We start from the raw sequence: 18,245 nt of genomic DNA on the forward strand, positions 1-18,245 counted from the left end.
GGGCACATGGCCGGCTACCAATTGGTCAAGCCTCGCTAGATTCGAGGGCACTGGCGTTCGCTACAAAGCTTGATAAACCGCTTCCAAACGAAGTTTTAACTTGGACAATTATGCAGCTTATAAAAAAAGTAGAAATCCACTACCTGCGTTCAATCTATTCAATGTCTCTCGACGCAGTAGGTGATTTGAACCTGTTTTTTGGCCGTAACGATTCTGGAAAATCTAATATTCTTCGTGGCCTAAATCTGTTCTTCAATGGACAAACTGATCCAGGGACAGATTTTGATTTTGATATAGATATGTCTGATCTACGAAAGCAAAAAGCTTCGGTTGCCAAGGGGCGACAATTTGTATGGATTAAAGTGACATTCAATGTGCCTCCAAATTACCGTAATTCTCTTGGGCACGAGATTAGTGTAAAAAAGCAATGGAACCGGTACGGTGGTGACATCAGCGTTTCTTCATCCCCTTCCCTATCCGGTGGAAAAACGGCTATGCTTACTAGGTTCCTTAATCAAGTTGATTTCACATATATTCCCGCAATCAAAGATCTCCAAGTATACGCCGATCTCATCGAGCGAATGTATTCATCCGCTTCAAAAGATAGCTATATGTTGGATGCTACTAGAAAATTCATTGACGCAATTGGTGAGCAGACCGAAACTCTAACACAGCAGTTACAAGAAATCTTTGCGAGCAAGGCTTCATTGTCAGCACCCACCAACATGGCAGCTCTATTCCGGAATCTTGATTTTGCTCATGGTGACGATGGGCATTCCCTGTTCAAACAAAAGGGTGATGGAGTCAAGGCGCGACACCTTCTGGAACTCCTGCGGTTCATTAACGAGAATGAAGTAAGCAAAAAATATTTTCTTTGGGGATTCGAAGAGCCAGAAAATTCTCTTGATTTGTCTGCCGCTTCTCTCGAAGCCCGACGATTCGCTTCGTTTGCGTCTCGTGACGACACGCAGATTTTCATCAGTAGCCACTCACCAGCATTCTATTTGGCGCCCTCAGAGAATGGATGTAGTACAAAGAGATTCTTCGTTGAAAAACAGATGCTGGACGAGCACAAGGAGGTAACGCCTGAGCGAGCTACAACAGTAATTGACAAACTTGAAGATGCGGACAGCACAATGCGCGCGGCGGGATTGATGCAACTCCCTTATGTCATTCGCTCTCTCAAAGAGCAGCAAGACGCATTTAGCAGGAAACAGCAAGAAATCGATGATTTGCAATCCCAGCTCGCAAATCTTTCAAAGCCAACACTGTTTGTAGAGGGTAAACACGATGTCAATGCCTATCCAAAACTTCTTTCGGCGTTCGGCGTAGAAAGTTCATTTGAAGTTAGGCAGTTCTCAGGAACGCCAAAGAGTACAAACGAAGTTATCAACACCATCTCTTTGGCGGGTGGACTTTCATCAAATTCCAAAACACTATTTCTATTTGACAATGATCCAGCTGGTCGAAGCTCTCTAGCGACTTTCGCTGGAAGAGGTTCAGATACATCCGGGTCACCTGTTCAAATTGGGAGCGGAAATCTCGCTGCGGCAGTACTGCCATATCAAACCAAAGCATTCGAAGCGTTCATGATTGAATGTGGCTTGAATGAGTCTGAAATAAAGTTTCCATTTGAGTTACTCTTTGTAAATGACGAAACATTAAAGTACGTTGAAGAAAAGACAAAGTGCGATATGAATTGGCTGGAAAGCACCCATGATGATTACTATCGTAAACCGCAAATCCTTACAAATAGATTGCGAAAGTTTGATCCAGGGTCTCATGGCTGGCTATATGCACGCATGGTACCAAATAACCTAAAATCAAGTTTCTTGAAAAAAGTGCTAACGGCGCCCAACAAAGAATGCAATGCTTTGAATAAGCTGGTTGAAACAGTTTGTGAGACACTTCAGCTTTCCCGCGATTTATGACATTTTTTGATCATCAAGGACTAATCATTCAAACATATAGGCTTTAACGGCAGCTTGAGATTGAACCGACTCGTTTCAGGAAAAGGGTCAATTTCGAAAGTTGCGGTGGGATTTCTTTGCGAAGTGACACCTTTACTCGGCTCGACCCACCCGCACCGCCCACCCCACTGTCACCGGACCAAAACCAACCCACACCTCACTCATCATCCTCGAGAGACTTGTAATACTCTCCCAACGCCTTCGACATCTCCGGGCTTACGCCCGCGCCGGTGCCGCTCGGTTCATAGACGGGGGAGGTGGCGACGGATGCGTCGTGGATGCAGGATTTGAGGCGGTCGATGGCTTTCGATGATCCCGCGAGGGACCAGTGATGGAGCGTCGCGTCGCCGTTCGCATCTTTGAGGGCGACCGCATTGCTGCGTGCGAGGGCCGCCAGCAGGCCGTTCTCGGAATCGACCATGTAGGAAGTGCTGGGGGTGAAGAGGAAGTCGCGCCCGTCGCGCCGCCCACCCGGCAGGAGACGCTGGTCGTAATCCACGTCGAGGCGCACGGGCAGGCCGTTGGTGGAGCTGCTTGTGCCGGTATCGATCATCATGACATTTTCCGGGGCCGCGCTCAGCAGGATGCTGTACCTGCCCTCGCTGTGATAGGTGATGTCGAGGATCTGTCCGTCATCGCTCAGCGATAGAAGCGTGCAGAGCTGCGCGCCCGTGTCGAAGGTGGTGTGCTCCACCGACCAGGCCCCGCTTTCCACGAGGCGGACCGTGGTTTGGTTCCCTTCGGTATCTGCGCCGGCCGCACCCGCGCACAGCAAGATCGGGAGGAGGAGATGCTTGAAGCTCATGAGTGTTCCTTTTGGGTTTCGCGAAAGGTACATTTTTGCAGATTATCCCCTTTTTGGAAATTCCTCCGCAGCGGCGGGGCGGAGACGCACGCGCACAGCACATGTCCCCGATCCAGCAGGTCATCGAGAGCGGGAAGCCTTTCGCCGGGTCCAACCAAAACCCCCATCGTATCCACCCCCCCCTACCGCATTGACGTGCCCGCGGTGCCGCGTCACAACTGAACGGGCCTTGGTCCTCGGGCCGGGCGCGGCACAAAGGCCCGCGCGGGGCGGCGCTCATCGTTACGGACGGAATGCGAAGACATGCGAGAACGGCAAGGGCTCGATCCGACGGACATTCGCATTCTCAGCGCGGTGCAGAAGCACGGCCAGCTCAGCAAGACCAAGCTTGCGGAGATCGTGAACCTCTCGCCGACGCCCTGCTGGGCGCGGCTCGCGCGGCTTCGGGCGGCGGGCTATATCCGGGGCTATCACGCCGATATCGCGCTCGAACGCGTCGTCGATGCGGCGCGGGTCATCGTCACGGTCTCGCTCACCCATCACCGCAAATCCGATTTCGAGCGCTTCGAGCGGCACATCATGGCCATCGACGAGATCACCGACTGCATCTCGACCGGGGGCGGCGTCGATTACATCATGACGGTCGTCACCCCCAGCCTTTCGACCTTTCAGGCCCTGATGGAAGAGCTCCTGTCGGCGGATCTCGCCATCGACCGCTACATGACCTATTTCGCCACCCGGCTCATCAAGGCCGGGCAGCCGAACCTCGCGAAACTCGCGGCGCAGGCCAGGCGCTGATGGATCGGCGCGACCATCCGGTCGCAAATCCCGCGAATCCAAGCCCGAACGGTCTGCGGAATGGCCTCATCTTGGACCGATACGCACCCTGAATCGGTTTAGATCCCGTCTATCGCAACGCAGCGCACGGCAAGGCCCGTCGCGCCCTCGAGGGAGACAGACGTGATGCAGTCCAAGACTTTCGGCTTCGGCACCCAGATCCGCAAATCGCCCTTCTTCGACGCCACGGTGCGTTGGGGCGCGCAAGGGTTCTCGGTCTACAACCACATGTATATCCCGCGCGATTTCGGCGATCCCGAGCAGAATTTCTGGACGCTCGTGAACGATGCGATCCTCTGCGACGTGGCCGTCGAGCGCCAGGTCGAGATCAGCGGGCCCGATGCGGCGCAATTCGTGCAGACGCTCACGCCGCGCGATCTGTCCTCGATGGCGGTGGGCCAGTGCAAATACGTGCTCATCACCAATGCCGAGGGCGGCATCCTCAACGATCCCATCCTTCTCAAGCTGGCCGAGGACCGCTTCTGGCTATCGCTCGCCGACAGCGACATTCTCCTTTGGGCGCAGGGCGTCGCGGTTCATGCGGGCCTCGATGTGCAGATCCACGAGCCGGACGTGTCGCCCCTTCAGTTGCAGGGTCCGAAATCGGGCGAGATCATGCAGGCCCTCTTCGGCCCCGAGATCGCCGATCTGCGCTATTACTGGTTCATCGAAACCGAGCTGGACGGCATCCCGCTCGTCGTTTCGCGCACCGGCTGGTCGAGCGAGCTCGGCTACGAGATTTTCCTGCGCGATGCGGCCTATGGCGATGCGCTCTGGGAGCGGATCATGAGCGTCGGCCTGCCCATGGGCCTCAAGCCCGGCCACACGTCGAGCATCCGCCGCATCGAGGGCGGGATGCTGTCCTATCATGCGGATGCTGACATCCAAACCAACCCGTTCGAGCTGGGGCTGGAGCGTCTGTGCAATCTCGACATGGAGGCCGACTTCATCGGCAAATTCGCCCTGAAGCGCATCCGCGACACGGGCGTCAGCCGCAAGCAAGTGGGGCTGATCCTCGAGGGCGCGCCGCTGACGGGGCCGAACACCACTTTCTGGGCGATCCATCATGCCGGCGCGCCGGTGGGCAAGGTCACCTCGGCGGTTTATTCCCCGCGGCTCGGGCAGAATATCGCGCTCGCGATGGTCTCGGTCGAGGTCGCGGCGCTCGGCACCCAGCTGACCGTGACGACCGATGCGGGCGAGACAGGGGCGCGCGTCGTGGAGCGGCCTTTCTTCGATCCGCGCAAGAGCCTTGCGGCCACGGCGGCGATCCGGCCGGCGGAAGCGCGCGCCTGAGGCCGCATTGCGCGATTGCCAAAGGGTCAGCCGATGGTGTGTAACTGAAATCTCAGGCATGCCCGCGCAAGGAGAGAGGCGATGAGCCAGACCGGCGAGATACTGCTCCGCGATCTGTCGCAAGACGGAATTCTGCGGCTCACCCTCAACGACACCGCACGGCGCAATGCGCTCTCGGAGGCGATGCTGGCCCGTCTTGGCGCCGCGATCGCCGATGCGGGCGAGACATCGGCCGTGCGGGTGGTCGTGCTGGCGGCGAACGGGCCGGCCTTCTGCGCGGGGCATGACCTGAAGGAAATGACGGCGGGGCGGGACGCACCCGATGGCGGGCGCGCCTATTTCGCCAAGGTCATGGCGGCCTGCTCGGGCGTGATGCAGGCCATCGTGACCTGCCCCAAGCCCGTCATCGCCGAGGTCACGGGCATTGCTACGGCAGCGGGATGCCAGCTCGTGGCAAGCTGCGATCTGGCCATCGCCGCCCAAAGCGCGCGGTTCAGCACGCCGGGGGTGCATATCGGGCTTTTCTGCTCGACGCCGATGGTGGCGCTCTCGCGCAATGTCGCGGACAAGCACGCGATGGAGATGCTGCTCACGGGCGACATGACCTCCGCGGAGCGGGCCGCCGAAATCGGGCTGGTCAACCGCACGGTCGAGGACGGCGCCCTGCGCGAAGAGGTGATGAGCCTCGCGCGCAAGATCGCATCGAAATCGAGCATGACCCTCGCCACCGGCAAGCGCGCCTATTACGCGCAGCGCGAAATGCCGCTCGGCGAGGCCTATGACTATGCGAGCCGCATCATGGTGGAGAACATGCTGACCCATGACGCCGAGGAGGGCATCGGCTCGTTCATCGGCAAACGCGCGCCTTCATGGCAGGATCGCTAGACATGTCCGAGAACGCCTACGATATCGGCCTGCCCCGGACCCCGGCCAATTTCCAGCCCCTCACCCCGATCGGTTTTCTCGAGCGGGCGGCGTCGGTCTTTCCGGATCACACCGCCATCGTGCATGGCGCCCTCCGCCGCAGCTATGCCGACTTCTATGCGCGCGCGCGGCAACTGGCCTCGGCCCTCACGGGGCGCGGCTTGGAGCGGGGCGATACCGTTTCGGTCATGCTCGCCAACACGCCGCCGATGCTCGAATGCCATTATGGCGTGCCGATGTGCGGCGCGGTGCTTCACTCGATCAACACACGGCTCGACGCCGCGATCATCGCCTTTCAGCTCGATCATGCGATGGCCAAGCTGGTCATCGTGGACCGCGAATTCGCGCCGCTCATGGCCGAGGCGCTCGCCCTCGCCACCGTCTCGCCGCAGGTGATCCGCTACGACGACGCGGAATATTCCGGCCCCGGCGCGCTCGAGGCCGCACCCGAATACGAAAGCCTTCTGGCCGAGGGCGATCCAACCTTCGCCTGGACGCCGCCCGAGGATGAATGGGACGCGATCTCGATCAACTACACCTCGGGCACCACCGGTCATCCCAAGGGCGTGGTTTCCCATCATCGCGGCGCGTATCTTCTGGCGCAGGGCAACGCGCTCACCACATCGATGGCGCGGCACAGCGTCTATCTGTGGACGCTGCCGATGTTCCATTGCAACGGCTGGTGCTTCCCGTGGACCCTCTCGGCGGTCGCGGGCACGCATGTCTGCCTGCGGCAGGTGCGCTCGGACGCGATCTGGTCCGCGCTCGCCTCCGAGGGTGTGACGCATCTGTGCGGCGCGCCCATCGTGATGTCCCTCATCCACGGCGCCCCCGAGAGCGAGAAGCGTGATCTGGGGCGGCGCGTGCAGTTCCTGACCGCCGCCGCCCCTCCCCCCGAGAGCGTCTTGACCAGCATGGACGCCGCCGGGTTCGACGTGACGCATCTCTACGGCCTGACCGAGACCTACGGCCCCTCCGTTGTCAACGAATGGCACGAGGACTGGTCCGATCTTCCCGCCCCCGAGCGCGCCCGCCTCAAGGCGCGGCAGGGCGTGCGCTACCTGCCGCTCGAAGGGCTCGACGTTCTCGATCCGGACAGCATGACGCCGGTGCCGCGCGACGGGCAAACGATGGGCGAGGTGATGTTTCGCGGCAATGTCGTGATGAAGGGCTATTTCCGCAATCCCCAGGCGACGCAGGAGGCGCTGGCCGGGGGCTGGTTCCATTCGGGCGATCTCGGCGTCGTGCATCCCGACGGCTATATCCAGCTCAAGGACCGCTCGAAGGACATCATCATCTCGGGCGGCGAGAACATCTCTTCCATCGAGGTCGAGGAGGCGCTCTACCGCCATGCCGCCGTCGCCGTGGCCGCCGTCGTGGCCATGCCTCACGCGAAATGGGGTGAGACGCCCTGCGCCTTCGTCGAGCTTCATGCCGGGCAAAGCGCGGACGAGCCCGCGCTCAGATCGTGGTGCCGCACGCATCTTGCGCCCTACAAGGTGCCGGGCCGCATCGTCTTCGAGACGATCCCGCGCACCTCGACCGGCAAGATCCAGAAATTCGTGCTGCGCGAACGGGCAGCGGCGCTGGCCGAGTGATCGGCCAAGCGCGGCGCGGGCCGGATTGCACCTGCCCGCGCCGCGCGACCTCACCCCATCCTCACGAAATCGTTGCTTTTCCCGGCGCGCGGGCGCGGCCTAGGCTCGGGCGAGGCAAGACAAAGGATGCGCGTCATGATCAAGGCAAGACTTCTCTGCGCGGCGCTGCTGCTGCCCCTTCCGGCGATGGCCGGCCCCCTCGGCGGCTGGACCGAACAGAAATTCTCGCTCTTTTCCGGCAATGACTGGCGCCAGGGCAGCGACAGCGTGGCCGTGCGCTCGAACGACACGGTCTCGATGCTCTGGACGACGCTTCCCGAGGCGGAGTGGTCCTCGACCGGGGCGAGCTGGTCCTGGTCGGTCGATCAAAGCGTGCCGGCGACCGATCTGGCCCGAAAGGGCGGCGACGACCGCAATCTCTCGCTCTATTTCGTCTTCATGCCCGAAGAGATCGCCCGCCAGAACGTGAATTCCGGCATCCGCCAGCTTCTCGACGTCGAGGAAGCCCGCGTGCTGATGTATGTCTGGGGCGGCAATGCGCAGCGCGGCGCGCTTCTCGGCTCGCCCTATCTCGGCGGTCAGGGCAAGACGGTGGTGCTGCGCGGCGCGGGCACCGGCGCGCATTCCGAGCGTGTGGACCTCGCCGCCGACTATCGCCGCGCCTTCGGCGGCGCGCCCACCTCTCTCGTGGGGCTCGCGCTGTCGGCCGACAGCGACGACACCAACGGCGCCATCGCCGCGTCGCTCTCGGGGCTGACGCTCAACTGACGCCCCGAATTTTTGACCGCCCGGAAAAAATTCTCTCCCTGACCTCTCCGGGTGGTTGACGCAGCGTGCGGAACGCGGCCTAGTAGCGCAAGCCCGAGCGGGGTCCGATGGCGATGCCTCGTCATGCGCCCGGCCCGCGCGACCGTCACGAAACCGTTGCACTGACGTGCTCATAAGCGCGGCGTGACCATCCGGAAACACTAGGGAGATTTCCATGAAACCCATTATGCTCACTCTGACGGCCGGTGTCGCGGGCGCCGCTCTCATGGCTTCGGCCGCCAGCGCCGAGACGCTGCGCCTCCTGACCTGGGGCGGCTACGCGCCCGAGAACGTCATCGAGAAATTCGAGGCCGAGACGGGGCACACCGTCGAAGTCACCATGTCCAACAACGAGGAAATGATCGCCAAGCTGCGCGCCACGAGCGGCAGCGGCTTCGATCTCGCCCAGCCCAGCCAGGACCGCATCGCGGGCCCGCAGGCCGAGTTCGGCATCTACAAGCCGATGGACCTGAGCCAGATCAACGCGGATCTCTTCATCCCCTCCATGCTCGAGGCGACCAAGCAGAACACCACCGTGGACGGCGAAGTCTACGGCGTTCCGCATGTCTGGGGCACCTCGGGCCTCGTTCTGAACACCGCCGAGGCGGGCAGCGTCGCGGATTATTCCGACCTCTGCGATCCCGCGCTCGAGGGCAAGGTGTCCTACCGCCTGAAGCGCCCGACGCTGATCGGCTTCGCCTATTCGATGGGTCTCGACCCCTTCGCCGCCTATGGCGACGAGGCGGCCTACACCGACATCATGAACCAGGTGGAGGCCAAGCTGATCGAGTGCAAGCCGATCGTGAAAACCTACTGGGACGGCGGCGACGAGCTTCTGAACCTCGTGCGCTCGGGCGAGGTCGTCGCGGCGATGGCGTGGGATACCGGCGGCTGGAAGCTGAACAGCGACAATGCCGATATCAACTTCGTGGCCCCCGCCTCGGGTGCTCTGGGGTGGATCGACACCTTCGTCCTGCCCGCCAAGGGCCAGGCCGATCAGGCGGCCTATGACTGGATCAACTTCGTCATGCAGCCCGAGATCGCCGCGATGATCACCGAATCCGCCGGTAACTTCACCGCCTCGGCGGGCGCGGACGAATTCGCCTCGGACGCGCTGAAAGCCCAGTATCAGGCCAGCTTCCCGCCCGAAGCCGTGGACAACATCAAGTGGTATCCGCCCGTTCCCGCCGGTCTCGAGGCCATCGAGGGCGGCGTTCTGGACCGCGTGAAGGCCGCTCAGTAACCACCGCACTCACGGGCGGCCCGCGTGTTCGGGCCGCCCGTTTTCACGTCTGGAAATACCCCGCATGACCGCCGCCCCCGACCTCGAATGCACCCATCTCACCCGCCGCTTCGGCGAGACGCTGGCGGTCGATGACGTCTCCTTCTCGGTGCCCGCGGGCTCGTTCTTTTCGATCCTCGGCCCCTCGGGCTGCGGCAAGACCACCATCATGCGCATGATCGCGGGCTTTCTCGAGCCGAGTTCGGGCGATATCGCGATCAAGGGCCGCTCGGTTCTGGACGTGCCGCCCAACAAGCGCCCGGTGAACATGGTCTTCCAGCATCTGGCCCTCTTTCCGATGATGAATGTCGAGGACAATATCGGCTATGGCCTGCGCCGCGCCGGAAATTCCAAGGCCGAGATCGCGCGCAAGGTGGACGAGGTGCTGGACCGCATCGGCCTTCCGGGCATCGGCAAGCGCAAGACCGACGAATTATCCGGTGGGCAGAAACAGCGCGTCGCCATCGCCCGCTGCATGGTGCTCGAACCCGATGTCCTCTTGCTCGACGAGCCGCTCGGCGCGCTCGACCTGAAGCTGCGCGAGCGCATGAAGGTCGAGCTGAAGTCGCTTCAGGCCGCGTTCGACACCACCTTCGTCTACATCACGCATGACCAGTCCGAGGCGCTCGTCATGTCCGACCGGATCGCCGTGATGAACGCGGGCAAGTTCGAGCAGGTCGGCACCGGGCAGGATCTCTACTACCGGCCCGAAACCGCCTTCGTCGCGGGCTTCGTCGGCGAAAGCAACCGCTGGCGCGGCCGGATCGAGCGCGTCGAGGGCGGCACCGCCGAGCTGCGCACCGAGGCGGGCCTGACGATGCGCGGCGCCGCGCGCGGCGCGGCGGCGGATCAGATCGTCGATATCTACGTGCGCCCCGAGGCGATCCGCATCGGGCGCGCGGCCGGCGATGTCGCGGGCTTCGACAACCGGCTGTCGGGCACGGTCGGCAGCCTTCTCTTCAACGGCGCCGCAAGCCGCATCATCGTGACCTGCGCCGAGACCGGCGGCGAGATCGAGGTGACCTTGCCGCAATCGGGCGAATTCGCAAACCTCGCGCGCGGCGCGCCCATCCATGTCGGCTGGTCCGCCGATCAGGCCAATTGCTTCGCGGCCAGCGGGGGCTGAGCGCATGGCCTCCAGCGCGCGCCTCGGCTTCATCCTCCTGCTCACGCCGCTCTTGCTGTGGCTCTCGCTGCTCATCATCATCCCGCATGTGGACATGCTGATGCTCTCCCTGCGCGAGCGCGTGGGCGTTGGCGAATACGAGGCGAGCATCGCCAATTACCGCACCATCCTGACCGAGCCGCTCTACATGCGCACGTTCATGCGCACCGCCGTCATGTCGATTCTCGCCACGTTCATCACGCTTTTGATCGCCTTTCCGGTCTCCTACTACATCGCCAAGATGGTGCGGGGACGCGCGCGCTCGGTCCTCTTCCTTCTCTGCCTCGTGCCCTTCTGGGTCTCCGAGCTGGTGCGCACTTTCGGCTGGATGATCCTCCTGCGCGAGACGGGCGTGATCTCGCAGTTCCTGCAATGGTCCGGCATCGTCTCGGGGCCGGTGGAGATGCTCTACAACGATGCCGCCATCATGACCGGCCTCGTCTATACCTCGATGCTCTTCATGGTCGTCCCGCTGGTCACGACGCTCGACAGCCTCGACGACGCGGTGATCGAGGCGGGCTACGATCTGGGCGGCTCGGGCTGGTCGGTCATGCGCGAAATCGTGATCCCTCACGCGGTGCCTGGCATCGTCTCGGGCTGCATCGTCGTCTTTATGCTGAGCCTCGGCAACTACCTCACCCCCACCATGCTGGGCGGCAAGGACAGCCTGTGGTTCACGGAAATGATCTACTCGCAATTCATCGTCCGCTTCAATTGGGAGCTGGGCGCGGCCTTCGGCTTCATGCTGCTCGCGGCGTCCAGCTTCATCATCTGGGCGATGCTGCGCCTGACGGGCCAGACATTGGAGAGGACGATGGGCTCATGATCCCCACCATCCCTACCTCCCGCGCGCTCGGCGTGATCTGGACCGGCTATGTCGCGCTCTTCTTCGTCTACCTGACGGTGCCGCTGATCGTCGTCGCGGTCTTCGCCTTCAACGACAGCCAGTTCCCTTCCCTGCCATGGGAAGGCGTCACGCTCGACTGGTTCTTCGGCTCCGAGCGTCCGCGCATCGGCGTCTTTCACGAGCGCCAGATTCTCGGCGCCATCGGCACCTCGGCGCTGGTGGGCGCCTGCGTGTCGGCTCTCTCGGTCGCGGTCGGCACCTCGAACGCCTTCCTCTTCAACCGCTACAAGTTCCGCGGTCGCGGCCTGCTTTACGTGCTGATGCTTCTGCCCCTTGTGGTGCCGGGCATCGTGCTTGGCATCTCGATCCTCGTCTTTTCCTCGACGGCGGCCAATGGCCTCTGGGACGCGGCGCAGATCGATGCGCAATTCCTGCGGCCGGGCCTCACGCTCGTCATCCTCGGGCAGTTCTCCTTCATCACCACCATCGCGACGCTCGTCATCTCGGCGCGGCTTCAGAAGTTCGACCGCTCGCTCGAGGAGGCGGCGCTCAATCTCGGGGCCGATCGCCTCACGGCGGTGCGCACCATCACCATCCCCTTCCTGATGCCCGCCATCGTCGGGGCCGCCGTCGTCGCCTTCCTCATGAGCTTCGAGAATTTCAACACGACGCTGATGCTCGTCGGCTCCGACGCGCCGCTGACGATCGCCATGTTCGACCGCCTGAAAGAAGGCTCGACGCCCCTTCTCAACGCCGTCTCGCTTTTGCTGATGATCGGCTCGTCGCTCCTCGCGCTGGTGATGATCGCCTTTCAACGCCGCGCATGAAAACCTGTCCGATTGCACTGGACTCGGGCGCGCCGAGACCGCAACACTGGTTTCGGACCGGCGCCCCGCGCCGAAAGATCCACCAACAGGAGAGCGCAATGAAGAGCTATATCAAGACCGCAATCGGCGCGGCCGTGGCCGCCGTCATCGGCACCGGCGCATTGGCCGACAAGCTTCAGGAGATCATGGATGCCGGCAAGATCGTCGTCGGCGTCAAGAACGACTACAAGCCTTGGGGCTATCTGACCTCGGACGGCGAGCTTGTCGGCCTCGAGATCGACCTCGCCAAGGATGTGGCCGAGCGTCTGGGCGTCGAAGCCGAGCTGATCCCCGTCGTCGCCTCGAACCGCATGGAATTCCTGCAGCAGGGCCAGATCGACCTCATCATCGCGACGATGGGCGACAACCCCAAGCGCCGCGAAGTCGTGGGCATGATCGAGCCGAACTACTACGCGGGCGGCACCAACGTGATCGCGCCAAAGGCCGCCGGTCTCGAGACATGGGAAGACCTGCGCGGCAAGGATGTCTGCGCGCTGCAAGGCGCCTATTACAACCGCCGCGTGACCGAGCTTTACGGCCCCAACCTCGTCGCCTTCGCGGGCATCCCCGAAGTGACCTCGGCCCTCCAGAACGGAAGCTGCGTCGCTTTCCTCTATGACAACACATGGATCGAATCGCAGCTTTCCTCGGACGATCAATGGGCCGACTATGAGATGCCCTTCGAGACCGAAGACCCGCAGGCATGGGCCATCGCCGTGCCGCTCGAGGATCTGGACAGCGCCTATGGCCAGAAGATGTCCGAGATCGTGACCGACTGGCACAAGTCCGGCTACCTGATCGAGCGGAACGAGGCCAACGGCATCGCGCCCAGCCCCTTCCTGCAAGAGCAGCACGACAAGCTGCAATAAGACAGGCATCGGCCCGGCGCAGCTCGCCGGGCCGCACGCCCCCTAGTCGAAGGCCCCTCCCCCCGCATGGAATTTCTCACGACCCTGATCGACTGGCTCCGGCCCGACTGGTTTCTGGATCTGGTCGTCATCAGCGATGACTATTATCGCGGCCGCTACATCGCGGGGCTCTGGACCACGATCAAGCTGGCGGTGCTGTCGATCGTCTTCTCGCTCATCGTCGGCATCATCGGCGCCGCCGTGCAGGGCGCGCCCTCGCGGACGCTGCGGGTGCTGGTCGGCGCCTTCGTCGCGTTCTTCCGCAACACGCCGCCGCTCGTGCAGCTCTATTTCTTTTTCTTCGCCATTGGCACCGTGCTGCGCTTCACCGGCGAAAACGGATTGCCGCAACCCCTCGTCAGCAATTTCGGCTGGGCGGTGATCGCCCTTTCGCTTTTCGCCGGCGCGCTCAATACCGAGATCTTCCGCGCGGGTATCGAGGCGGTGCCGCGCTCAACGGTCGAGGCCGCCGAGGCGCTGGGATACACCCGCCTGCAAATCTACCGCGAGATCGTACTGCCGCTCGCCATCCGCATCTCCCTGCCCGCTCTCGGCACGAACCTCGTCAACCTCGTCAAGACGACGACGCTGGCCTATGCCATCGCCGTGCCCGAGCTTCTCTATGTCTCGGCGCAGATCTGGTCCGAGGATCTGAACGTGCGCGAGATGATGAACGTGCTGCTGATTTCCTATGTCGGCCTCGTCGCCGTGCTGGTCTGGGTGCTGCACCGCTGGGAAAAGGCCCTGCGCATTCCGGGGTATGGCGAATGAGGATGGCTGGCCCCTGCCCCTCCCTATGCCCGATCGAGGGCGCACGTCGGCCCGTGGGATGGCGCCGCGACGCGCGTTCGGCGCGCTTTATCCCTGCAATGTCACTCCAACAATCATGCGATGCGCGCGGTTACCAAAGCGCCAGCCCGCCGGAACGGGCCGGCGCTCGCCCGGCGCGCTGCGCGCTTGACTCCGGGCGAGGCACACCATGATCCACCAGCCCCCCAAGATCCGCGGCGCCCTGCCCGTCCTGCTGCCGATGCGCATCCGCCCCGAGCCGCTGCCGTTGGCCGAGCGCATCCTGAACCCCTGGACCGCGACCGCGCTCATCCTCGCGCTGGCCTACGTGCTCATCACACCCGCCTTCGCGCAGGGCGAGGCCGAGGGCCGCCAGAGCATCGCCTCGATCCTGCTCGAATGGACGCCCACTCTCGCGGGCGGCTTCGGCTTCAACGTGCTCATCTCCATCATGTCGATGGCGATCGGCACGGTTCTCGGCGTCATCCTCGGCGTGCTTCAGGTCTCGCCGCTGCGCCCCATCCGCAGCGCTGCATGGCTCGTCACGCAGTTCTTCCGCAACTCGCCTTGGCTCGTGCTGCTCTTCTACTGCATCCTGCTGATCCCCTTCCAGATCGAGATCGGCGAGACGACCATCCCCTTCCCCGGCTGGATCAAGGCGACCATCGGCCTCTCGCTGCCGGTCATGGCCTATATGTCCGAATACATGCGCGGCGCGATCCTCTCGATCCCGACGGGGCAGTGGGAATCGGCCGAATCCCTCGGCTTCACCCGCCGCCAGATCATGACGGACGTGATCCTGCCGCAGACGGTCAAGCGCGTGCTGCCCTCCTGGATGAACCTCTACGCCGTGCTGACGATGGCGACGCCGCTCGTGTCGATCATCGGCATCAGCGACGTGATGACCCTCACCCGCGCCGCCCTCAGCGCCGAGGGCCGGGTCGATCTGCTGATCCCGATGTATCTCTACATCCTCAGCTGGTTCTTCATCTACTGCTACCCGATCAGCGCCGCCACGCGGCGGCTCGAGCGCAAATTCTCGGTGAACACATGAGCGAGGCCCCCATGACCTGGACCCCCGACCAGCCCATCGTATCGCTGAAGGACGTGCACAAGTCCTTCGGCCAGACCGAGGTGCTGCGCGGCGTCAGCCTCGACGTGATGAAGGGCGAGGTGATCTGCATCATCGGCCCCTCCGGCTCGGGCAAATCGACCCTGATCCGCTGCATCAACGCGCTGAACGACATCCAGAAAGGCTCGATCACCGTCGAGGGGCTCGAGGTGAACGACCCCAGGCTCGACAAGCTTGCGCTGCGCAAGAAGGTCGGGATGGTGTTCCAGCAATACAATCTCTTCCCGCACAAGACCGTGCTCCAGAACGTGATGATGGCCCCCATCAAGGTGCTGCGCCAGAACCGCGCCGAGGTCGAGGAACGCGCCCGCGCCCTCATCGCCAAGGTGCGGCTCACCGGCAAGGAAGACGCCTATCCCGGAGAGCTTTCGGGCGGCCAGCAACAGCGCGTCGCCATCGCGCGCAGCCTCGCGATGAACCCCGACGTGATGCTTTTCGACGAGGTCACGGCGGCGCTCGACCCCGAGACGGTCAAGGAGGTGCTGACCACGATCAAGGATCTGGCCGCCGACGGCATGACCTGCATCCTCGTCACCCACGAGATGGGCTTCGCCCGCGAGATCGCCGATTGCATCTATTTCACCGATCGCGGGGTCATCGTGGAATCCGGCCCGCCGGACACGTTCTTCGACAACGCGCAGGACCCGAGGACGCAGGAATTCTTGAGTCAGATTTTGTGACGCGGGGTTGATTTTGTCACCACCGCAAAATTTTTTCCTATTTCTAAGCAAATTCTGGAATATCTTCCCATTCCTTAAATAACCCCAGCCACGCCGGACCTTTCGGCGCGGCCCGCGTTGTGCCTGCAAGGGCAGGTGTTAAATGCCCGCCAAACGCAATGCAGACCGAAAGGCACATCACATGAAACGCATCCTCACCAGCGCTGCCCTCGCCGCGACCCTCGCCACCGCATCCCACGCCGAGACCTGGGATGTCGGCATGTCGGGCGGCTATTTCCCCTTCACCTTCGTGCAACTGGACGAGCTTCAGGGCTTCGAGGTCGATTTCATCAACGCGCTGGCCGAAGAGACCGGCAATGAGGTGAATTTCGTTACCATGGCCTTTTCCGGCCTCGTCGGCGCGCTGGAATCCGGCCGCATCGACACGATCGCCAACCAGATCACCATCACGCCCGAGCGCGAGGCGAAATTCGCCTTCTCGCAGCCCTATGTCTTTGACGGCGCGCAGATCGTCGTGAAGGAAGGCAACGAGGATATCGAAAGCACCGAGGATCTGTCGGGCAAGACCGTCGCCGTCAATCTTGGCTCCAACTTCGAGCAGCTTCTGAACGATCTGCCCAATGCGGGCGAGATCGACATCAAGACTTATGAGAGCAACATCGCGCAGGATACCGCGCTCGGCCGCGTCGATGCCTTCGTGATGGACCGCGTCTCGTCGGCGCAGCTCATTCAGGAAAGCCCCCTGCCCCTCGCCCTCGCGGGTCAGCCTTTCTCAGAGATCCGCAACGCCCTGCCGTTCCGCGATGACGAGGAAGGCCGGGCCCTCCGCGAGGAGATCGACGCCGCCATCACCACGCTCAAGGAGAACGGCACGCTGGCCGAGATCTCGCAAAAATGGTTCGGCACCGACATCACCTCGGCGGACTGACCCATGCGCGCGCTCGATCTGGACTACATGCTGGGCCTTGTCCCGGTCCTTCTGGGCTATGTCCCGCTCACGCTCTTCATGGCGGGGCTGGGGATGGTCTGCGCATTGGTCCTCGCCGCGCTGATGGCGGTCGAGCGCGTGGCGCAGGTGCCGGTCCTCGACGGGTTCGTGCGCCTCTTCATCAGCTTCTTCCGCGGCACGCCGCTGCTCGTCCAGCTTTTCCTCTTCTATTTCGGCCTGCCGCAGATGCTGTCCTTCCTCACCCAGATCAACGGGGTGACGGCGACGATCATGGGCCTCACGCTGCATTTCTCGGCCTATATGGCCGAGAGCATCCGCGCCGCCATCCTCGGCGTCGATCGCAGCCAATGGGAGGCGGGGCTGGCCATCGGCATGACCCAAGGCCAGCTCATGCGCCGCATCGTCCTGCCGCAGGCCGCCCGCGTCGCGGCGCCGACGCTGGTCAATTACTTCATCGACATGGTCAAGGGCACGTCGCTTGCCTTCACGCTCGGCGTCACCGAACTCATGGGCGCGGCGCAGAAGGAGGCGGCGGGCAGCTTTCTCTATTTCGAGGCATTCCTCGTCGTGGCCGCCATCTACTGGGTGCTGGTCGAGGCGCTCTCATGGGGGCAGCGCCGGCTCGAGACATGGCTGAACAAGGCGGTGGCGCGATGATCCGTATCGAAAATCTGTCCAAGAGCTTCGGCAGCACGCATGTGCTGAGCGATATCAGCCTCGACATCCAGCCGGGCGAGCGCATCGTCGTCATCGGCCCGTCGGGCACCGGCAAATCGACGCTCCTGCGCTGCCTCAACTTCCTCGACGCGCCGGACAAGGGCCGCATCACCATCGGCGATCTGACCGTCGATGCGGCGAGCGCGTCCAAGAAGGACATTCTCGGCTTGCGCCGCCGCACGGGCTTCGTCTTTCAGAACTACGCGCTTTTCGCCAACAAGACGGCGAAGGAGAACATCACCGAGGCGCTCGTCACCGTGAAGGGCCAGCCGAAAGACAAGGCCGAGGCGCGCGCGATGAAGATCCTGCGCGAGACCGGGCTCGAGGCCAAGGCGGACGCCTATCCGGCATCCCTCTCGGGCGGGCAGCAGCAGCGCGTCGGCATCGGCCGGGCGATGGCGCTCGATGCCGAGCTCCTGCTTTTTGACGAGCCGACGAGCGCGCTCGATCCCGAATGGGTGGGCGAGGTGCTGGACCTCATGCGCGCGCTGGCCGAGACGCGCCAGACCATGCTGATCGTCACCCACGAGATGCAATTCGCGCGCGAGATCGCGGACCGCATCCTCTTCATGGACGGGGGCCGCATCATCGAGGAAGGCCCGCCCTCGCAGCTTCTGGACAACCCGCAGGACGCGCGCACCAAGGCGTTCCTGCGCCGCGTCGGCTAGACATT

18 protein-coding genes are annotated in these 18,245 nt (G+C 62.7%); 17 read left to right on the plus strand and 1 reads right to left on the minus strand.

The window, feature by feature from the left end:
• Positions 1–110: 110 nt before the first annotated feature.
• A complete protein-coding gene (locus tag ACGRVM_RS15565; protein ID WP_377173207.1) occupies positions 111–1,931 on the plus strand; it encodes an ATP-dependent nuclease in 1,821 nt (606 codons plus the stop codon).
• 196 nt (positions 1,932–2,127) lie between these two features.
• Here ACGRVM_RS15565 and ACGRVM_RS15570 read toward each other — a convergent pair whose 3' ends face one another.
• Positions 2,128–2,775 (minus strand): hypothetical protein, encoded by a 648-nt coding sequence (locus ACGRVM_RS15570; RefSeq protein WP_377173205.1) that lies wholly within the window; start codon positions 2,773–2,775, stop codon positions 2,128–2,130.
• A gap of 303 nt (positions 2,776–3,078) precedes the next feature.
• On the opposite strand from ACGRVM_RS15570, the gene ACGRVM_RS15575 reads away from it, so the two are divergent.
• The 16 genes from ACGRVM_RS15575 to ACGRVM_RS15650 all read left to right on the plus strand — a co-directional run bounded on the left by ACGRVM_RS15575 (position 3,079) and on the right by ACGRVM_RS15650 (position 18,240).
• Positions 3,079–3,573, plus strand: a complete 495-nt coding sequence (locus ACGRVM_RS15575) for an Lrp/AsnC family transcriptional regulator (RefSeq protein WP_377173203.1) — start codon at positions 3,079–3,081, stop codon at positions 3,571–3,573.
• Between the two features lie 165 nt (positions 3,574–3,738).
• Positions 3,739–4,908, plus strand: a complete 1,170-nt coding sequence (locus tag ACGRVM_RS15580; RefSeq protein ID WP_377173230.1) for a glycine cleavage T C-terminal barrel domain-containing protein — start codon at positions 3,739–3,741, stop codon at positions 4,906–4,908.
• A gap of 81 nt (positions 4,909–4,989) precedes the next feature.
• Positions 4,990–5,793: an enoyl-CoA hydratase gene (locus ACGRVM_RS15585; RefSeq protein WP_377173201.1), complete on the plus strand. Its 804-nt coding sequence runs from the start codon at positions 4,990–4,992 to the stop codon at positions 5,791–5,793.
• A gap of 2 nt (positions 5,794–5,795) precedes the next feature.
• Complete coding sequence (locus ACGRVM_RS15590) at positions 5,796–7,430, plus strand: acyl-CoA synthetase (protein ID WP_377173199.1); 1,635 nt, start codon at positions 5,796–5,798, stop codon at positions 7,428–7,430.
• A gap of 135 nt (positions 7,431–7,565) precedes the next feature.
• On the plus strand, positions 7,566–8,198 hold the full coding sequence (locus ACGRVM_RS15595) for a DUF3047 domain-containing protein (RefSeq protein ID WP_377173198.1): 633 nt from the start codon (positions 7,566–7,568) through the stop codon (positions 8,196–8,198).
• A gap of 226 nt (positions 8,199–8,424) precedes the next feature.
• The gene (locus ACGRVM_RS15600; RefSeq protein ID WP_377173228.1) at positions 8,425–9,480 is read left to right on the plus strand and encodes an extracellular solute-binding protein; all 1,056 of its coding nucleotides are present in this window, start codon (positions 8,425–8,427) and stop codon (positions 9,478–9,480) included.
• A gap of 64 nt (positions 9,481–9,544) precedes the next feature.
• A complete protein-coding gene (locus ACGRVM_RS15605; protein WP_377173196.1) occupies positions 9,545–10,645 on the plus strand; it encodes an ABC transporter ATP-binding protein in 1,101 nt (366 codons plus the stop codon).
• A gap of 4 nt (positions 10,646–10,649) precedes the next feature.
• Positions 10,650–11,510, plus strand: coding sequence for an ABC transporter permease (locus ACGRVM_RS15610; protein WP_377173194.1), 861 nt, complete (start codon positions 10,650–10,652; stop codon positions 11,508–11,510).
• Positions 11,507–12,358 carry an ABC transporter permease gene (locus tag ACGRVM_RS15615; RefSeq protein ID WP_377173193.1) on the plus strand — a complete coding sequence of 284 codons (852 nt, stop codon included), beginning with the start codon at positions 11,507–11,509 and terminating at the stop codon, positions 12,356–12,358. Before ACGRVM_RS15610 ends, ACGRVM_RS15615 begins: the two co-directional genes overlap by 4 nt.
• Positions 12,359–12,456: 98 nt before the next feature.
• Complete coding sequence (locus ACGRVM_RS15620) at positions 12,457–13,266, plus strand: transporter substrate-binding domain-containing protein (protein WP_377173191.1); 810 nt, start codon at positions 12,457–12,459, stop codon at positions 13,264–13,266.
• A gap of 66 nt (positions 13,267–13,332) precedes the next feature.
• Entirely contained in the window at positions 13,333–14,076 is a 744-nt protein-coding gene (locus tag ACGRVM_RS15625) for an amino acid ABC transporter permease (RefSeq protein WP_377173190.1), read from the plus strand.
• A gap of 208 nt (positions 14,077–14,284) precedes the next feature.
• Complete coding sequence (locus tag ACGRVM_RS15630; RefSeq protein ID WP_377173188.1) at positions 14,285–15,148, plus strand: amino acid ABC transporter permease; 864 nt, start codon at positions 14,285–14,287, stop codon at positions 15,146–15,148.
• A complete protein-coding gene (locus tag ACGRVM_RS15635; RefSeq protein ID WP_377173187.1) occupies positions 15,145–15,906 on the plus strand; it encodes an amino acid ABC transporter ATP-binding protein in 762 nt (253 codons plus the stop codon). Before ACGRVM_RS15630 ends, ACGRVM_RS15635 begins: the two co-directional genes overlap by 4 nt.
• A 181-nt stretch (positions 15,907–16,087) precedes the next feature.
• Positions 16,088–16,834: an amino acid ABC transporter substrate-binding protein gene (locus ACGRVM_RS15640; protein ID WP_377173185.1), complete on the plus strand. Its 747-nt coding sequence runs from the start codon at positions 16,088–16,090 to the stop codon at positions 16,832–16,834.
• Between the two features lie 3 nt (positions 16,835–16,837).
• Positions 16,838–17,512 (plus strand): amino acid ABC transporter permease, encoded by a 675-nt coding sequence (locus ACGRVM_RS15645; protein ID WP_377173184.1) that lies wholly within the window; start codon positions 16,838–16,840, stop codon positions 17,510–17,512.
• Positions 17,509–18,240, plus strand: coding sequence for an amino acid ABC transporter ATP-binding protein (locus ACGRVM_RS15650; RefSeq protein ID WP_377173182.1), 732 nt, complete (start codon positions 17,509–17,511; stop codon positions 18,238–18,240). The genes ACGRVM_RS15645 and ACGRVM_RS15650 overlap by 4 nt, the downstream gene beginning before the upstream one ends.
• Positions 18,241–18,245: the final 5 nt, after the last annotated feature.

Origin of the sequence: Roseovarius aquimarinus (genome assembly GCF_043661195.1) — a bacterium.
GTDB lineage: Bacteria > Pseudomonadota > Alphaproteobacteria > Rhodobacterales > Rhodobacteraceae > Roseovarius > Roseovarius aquimarinus.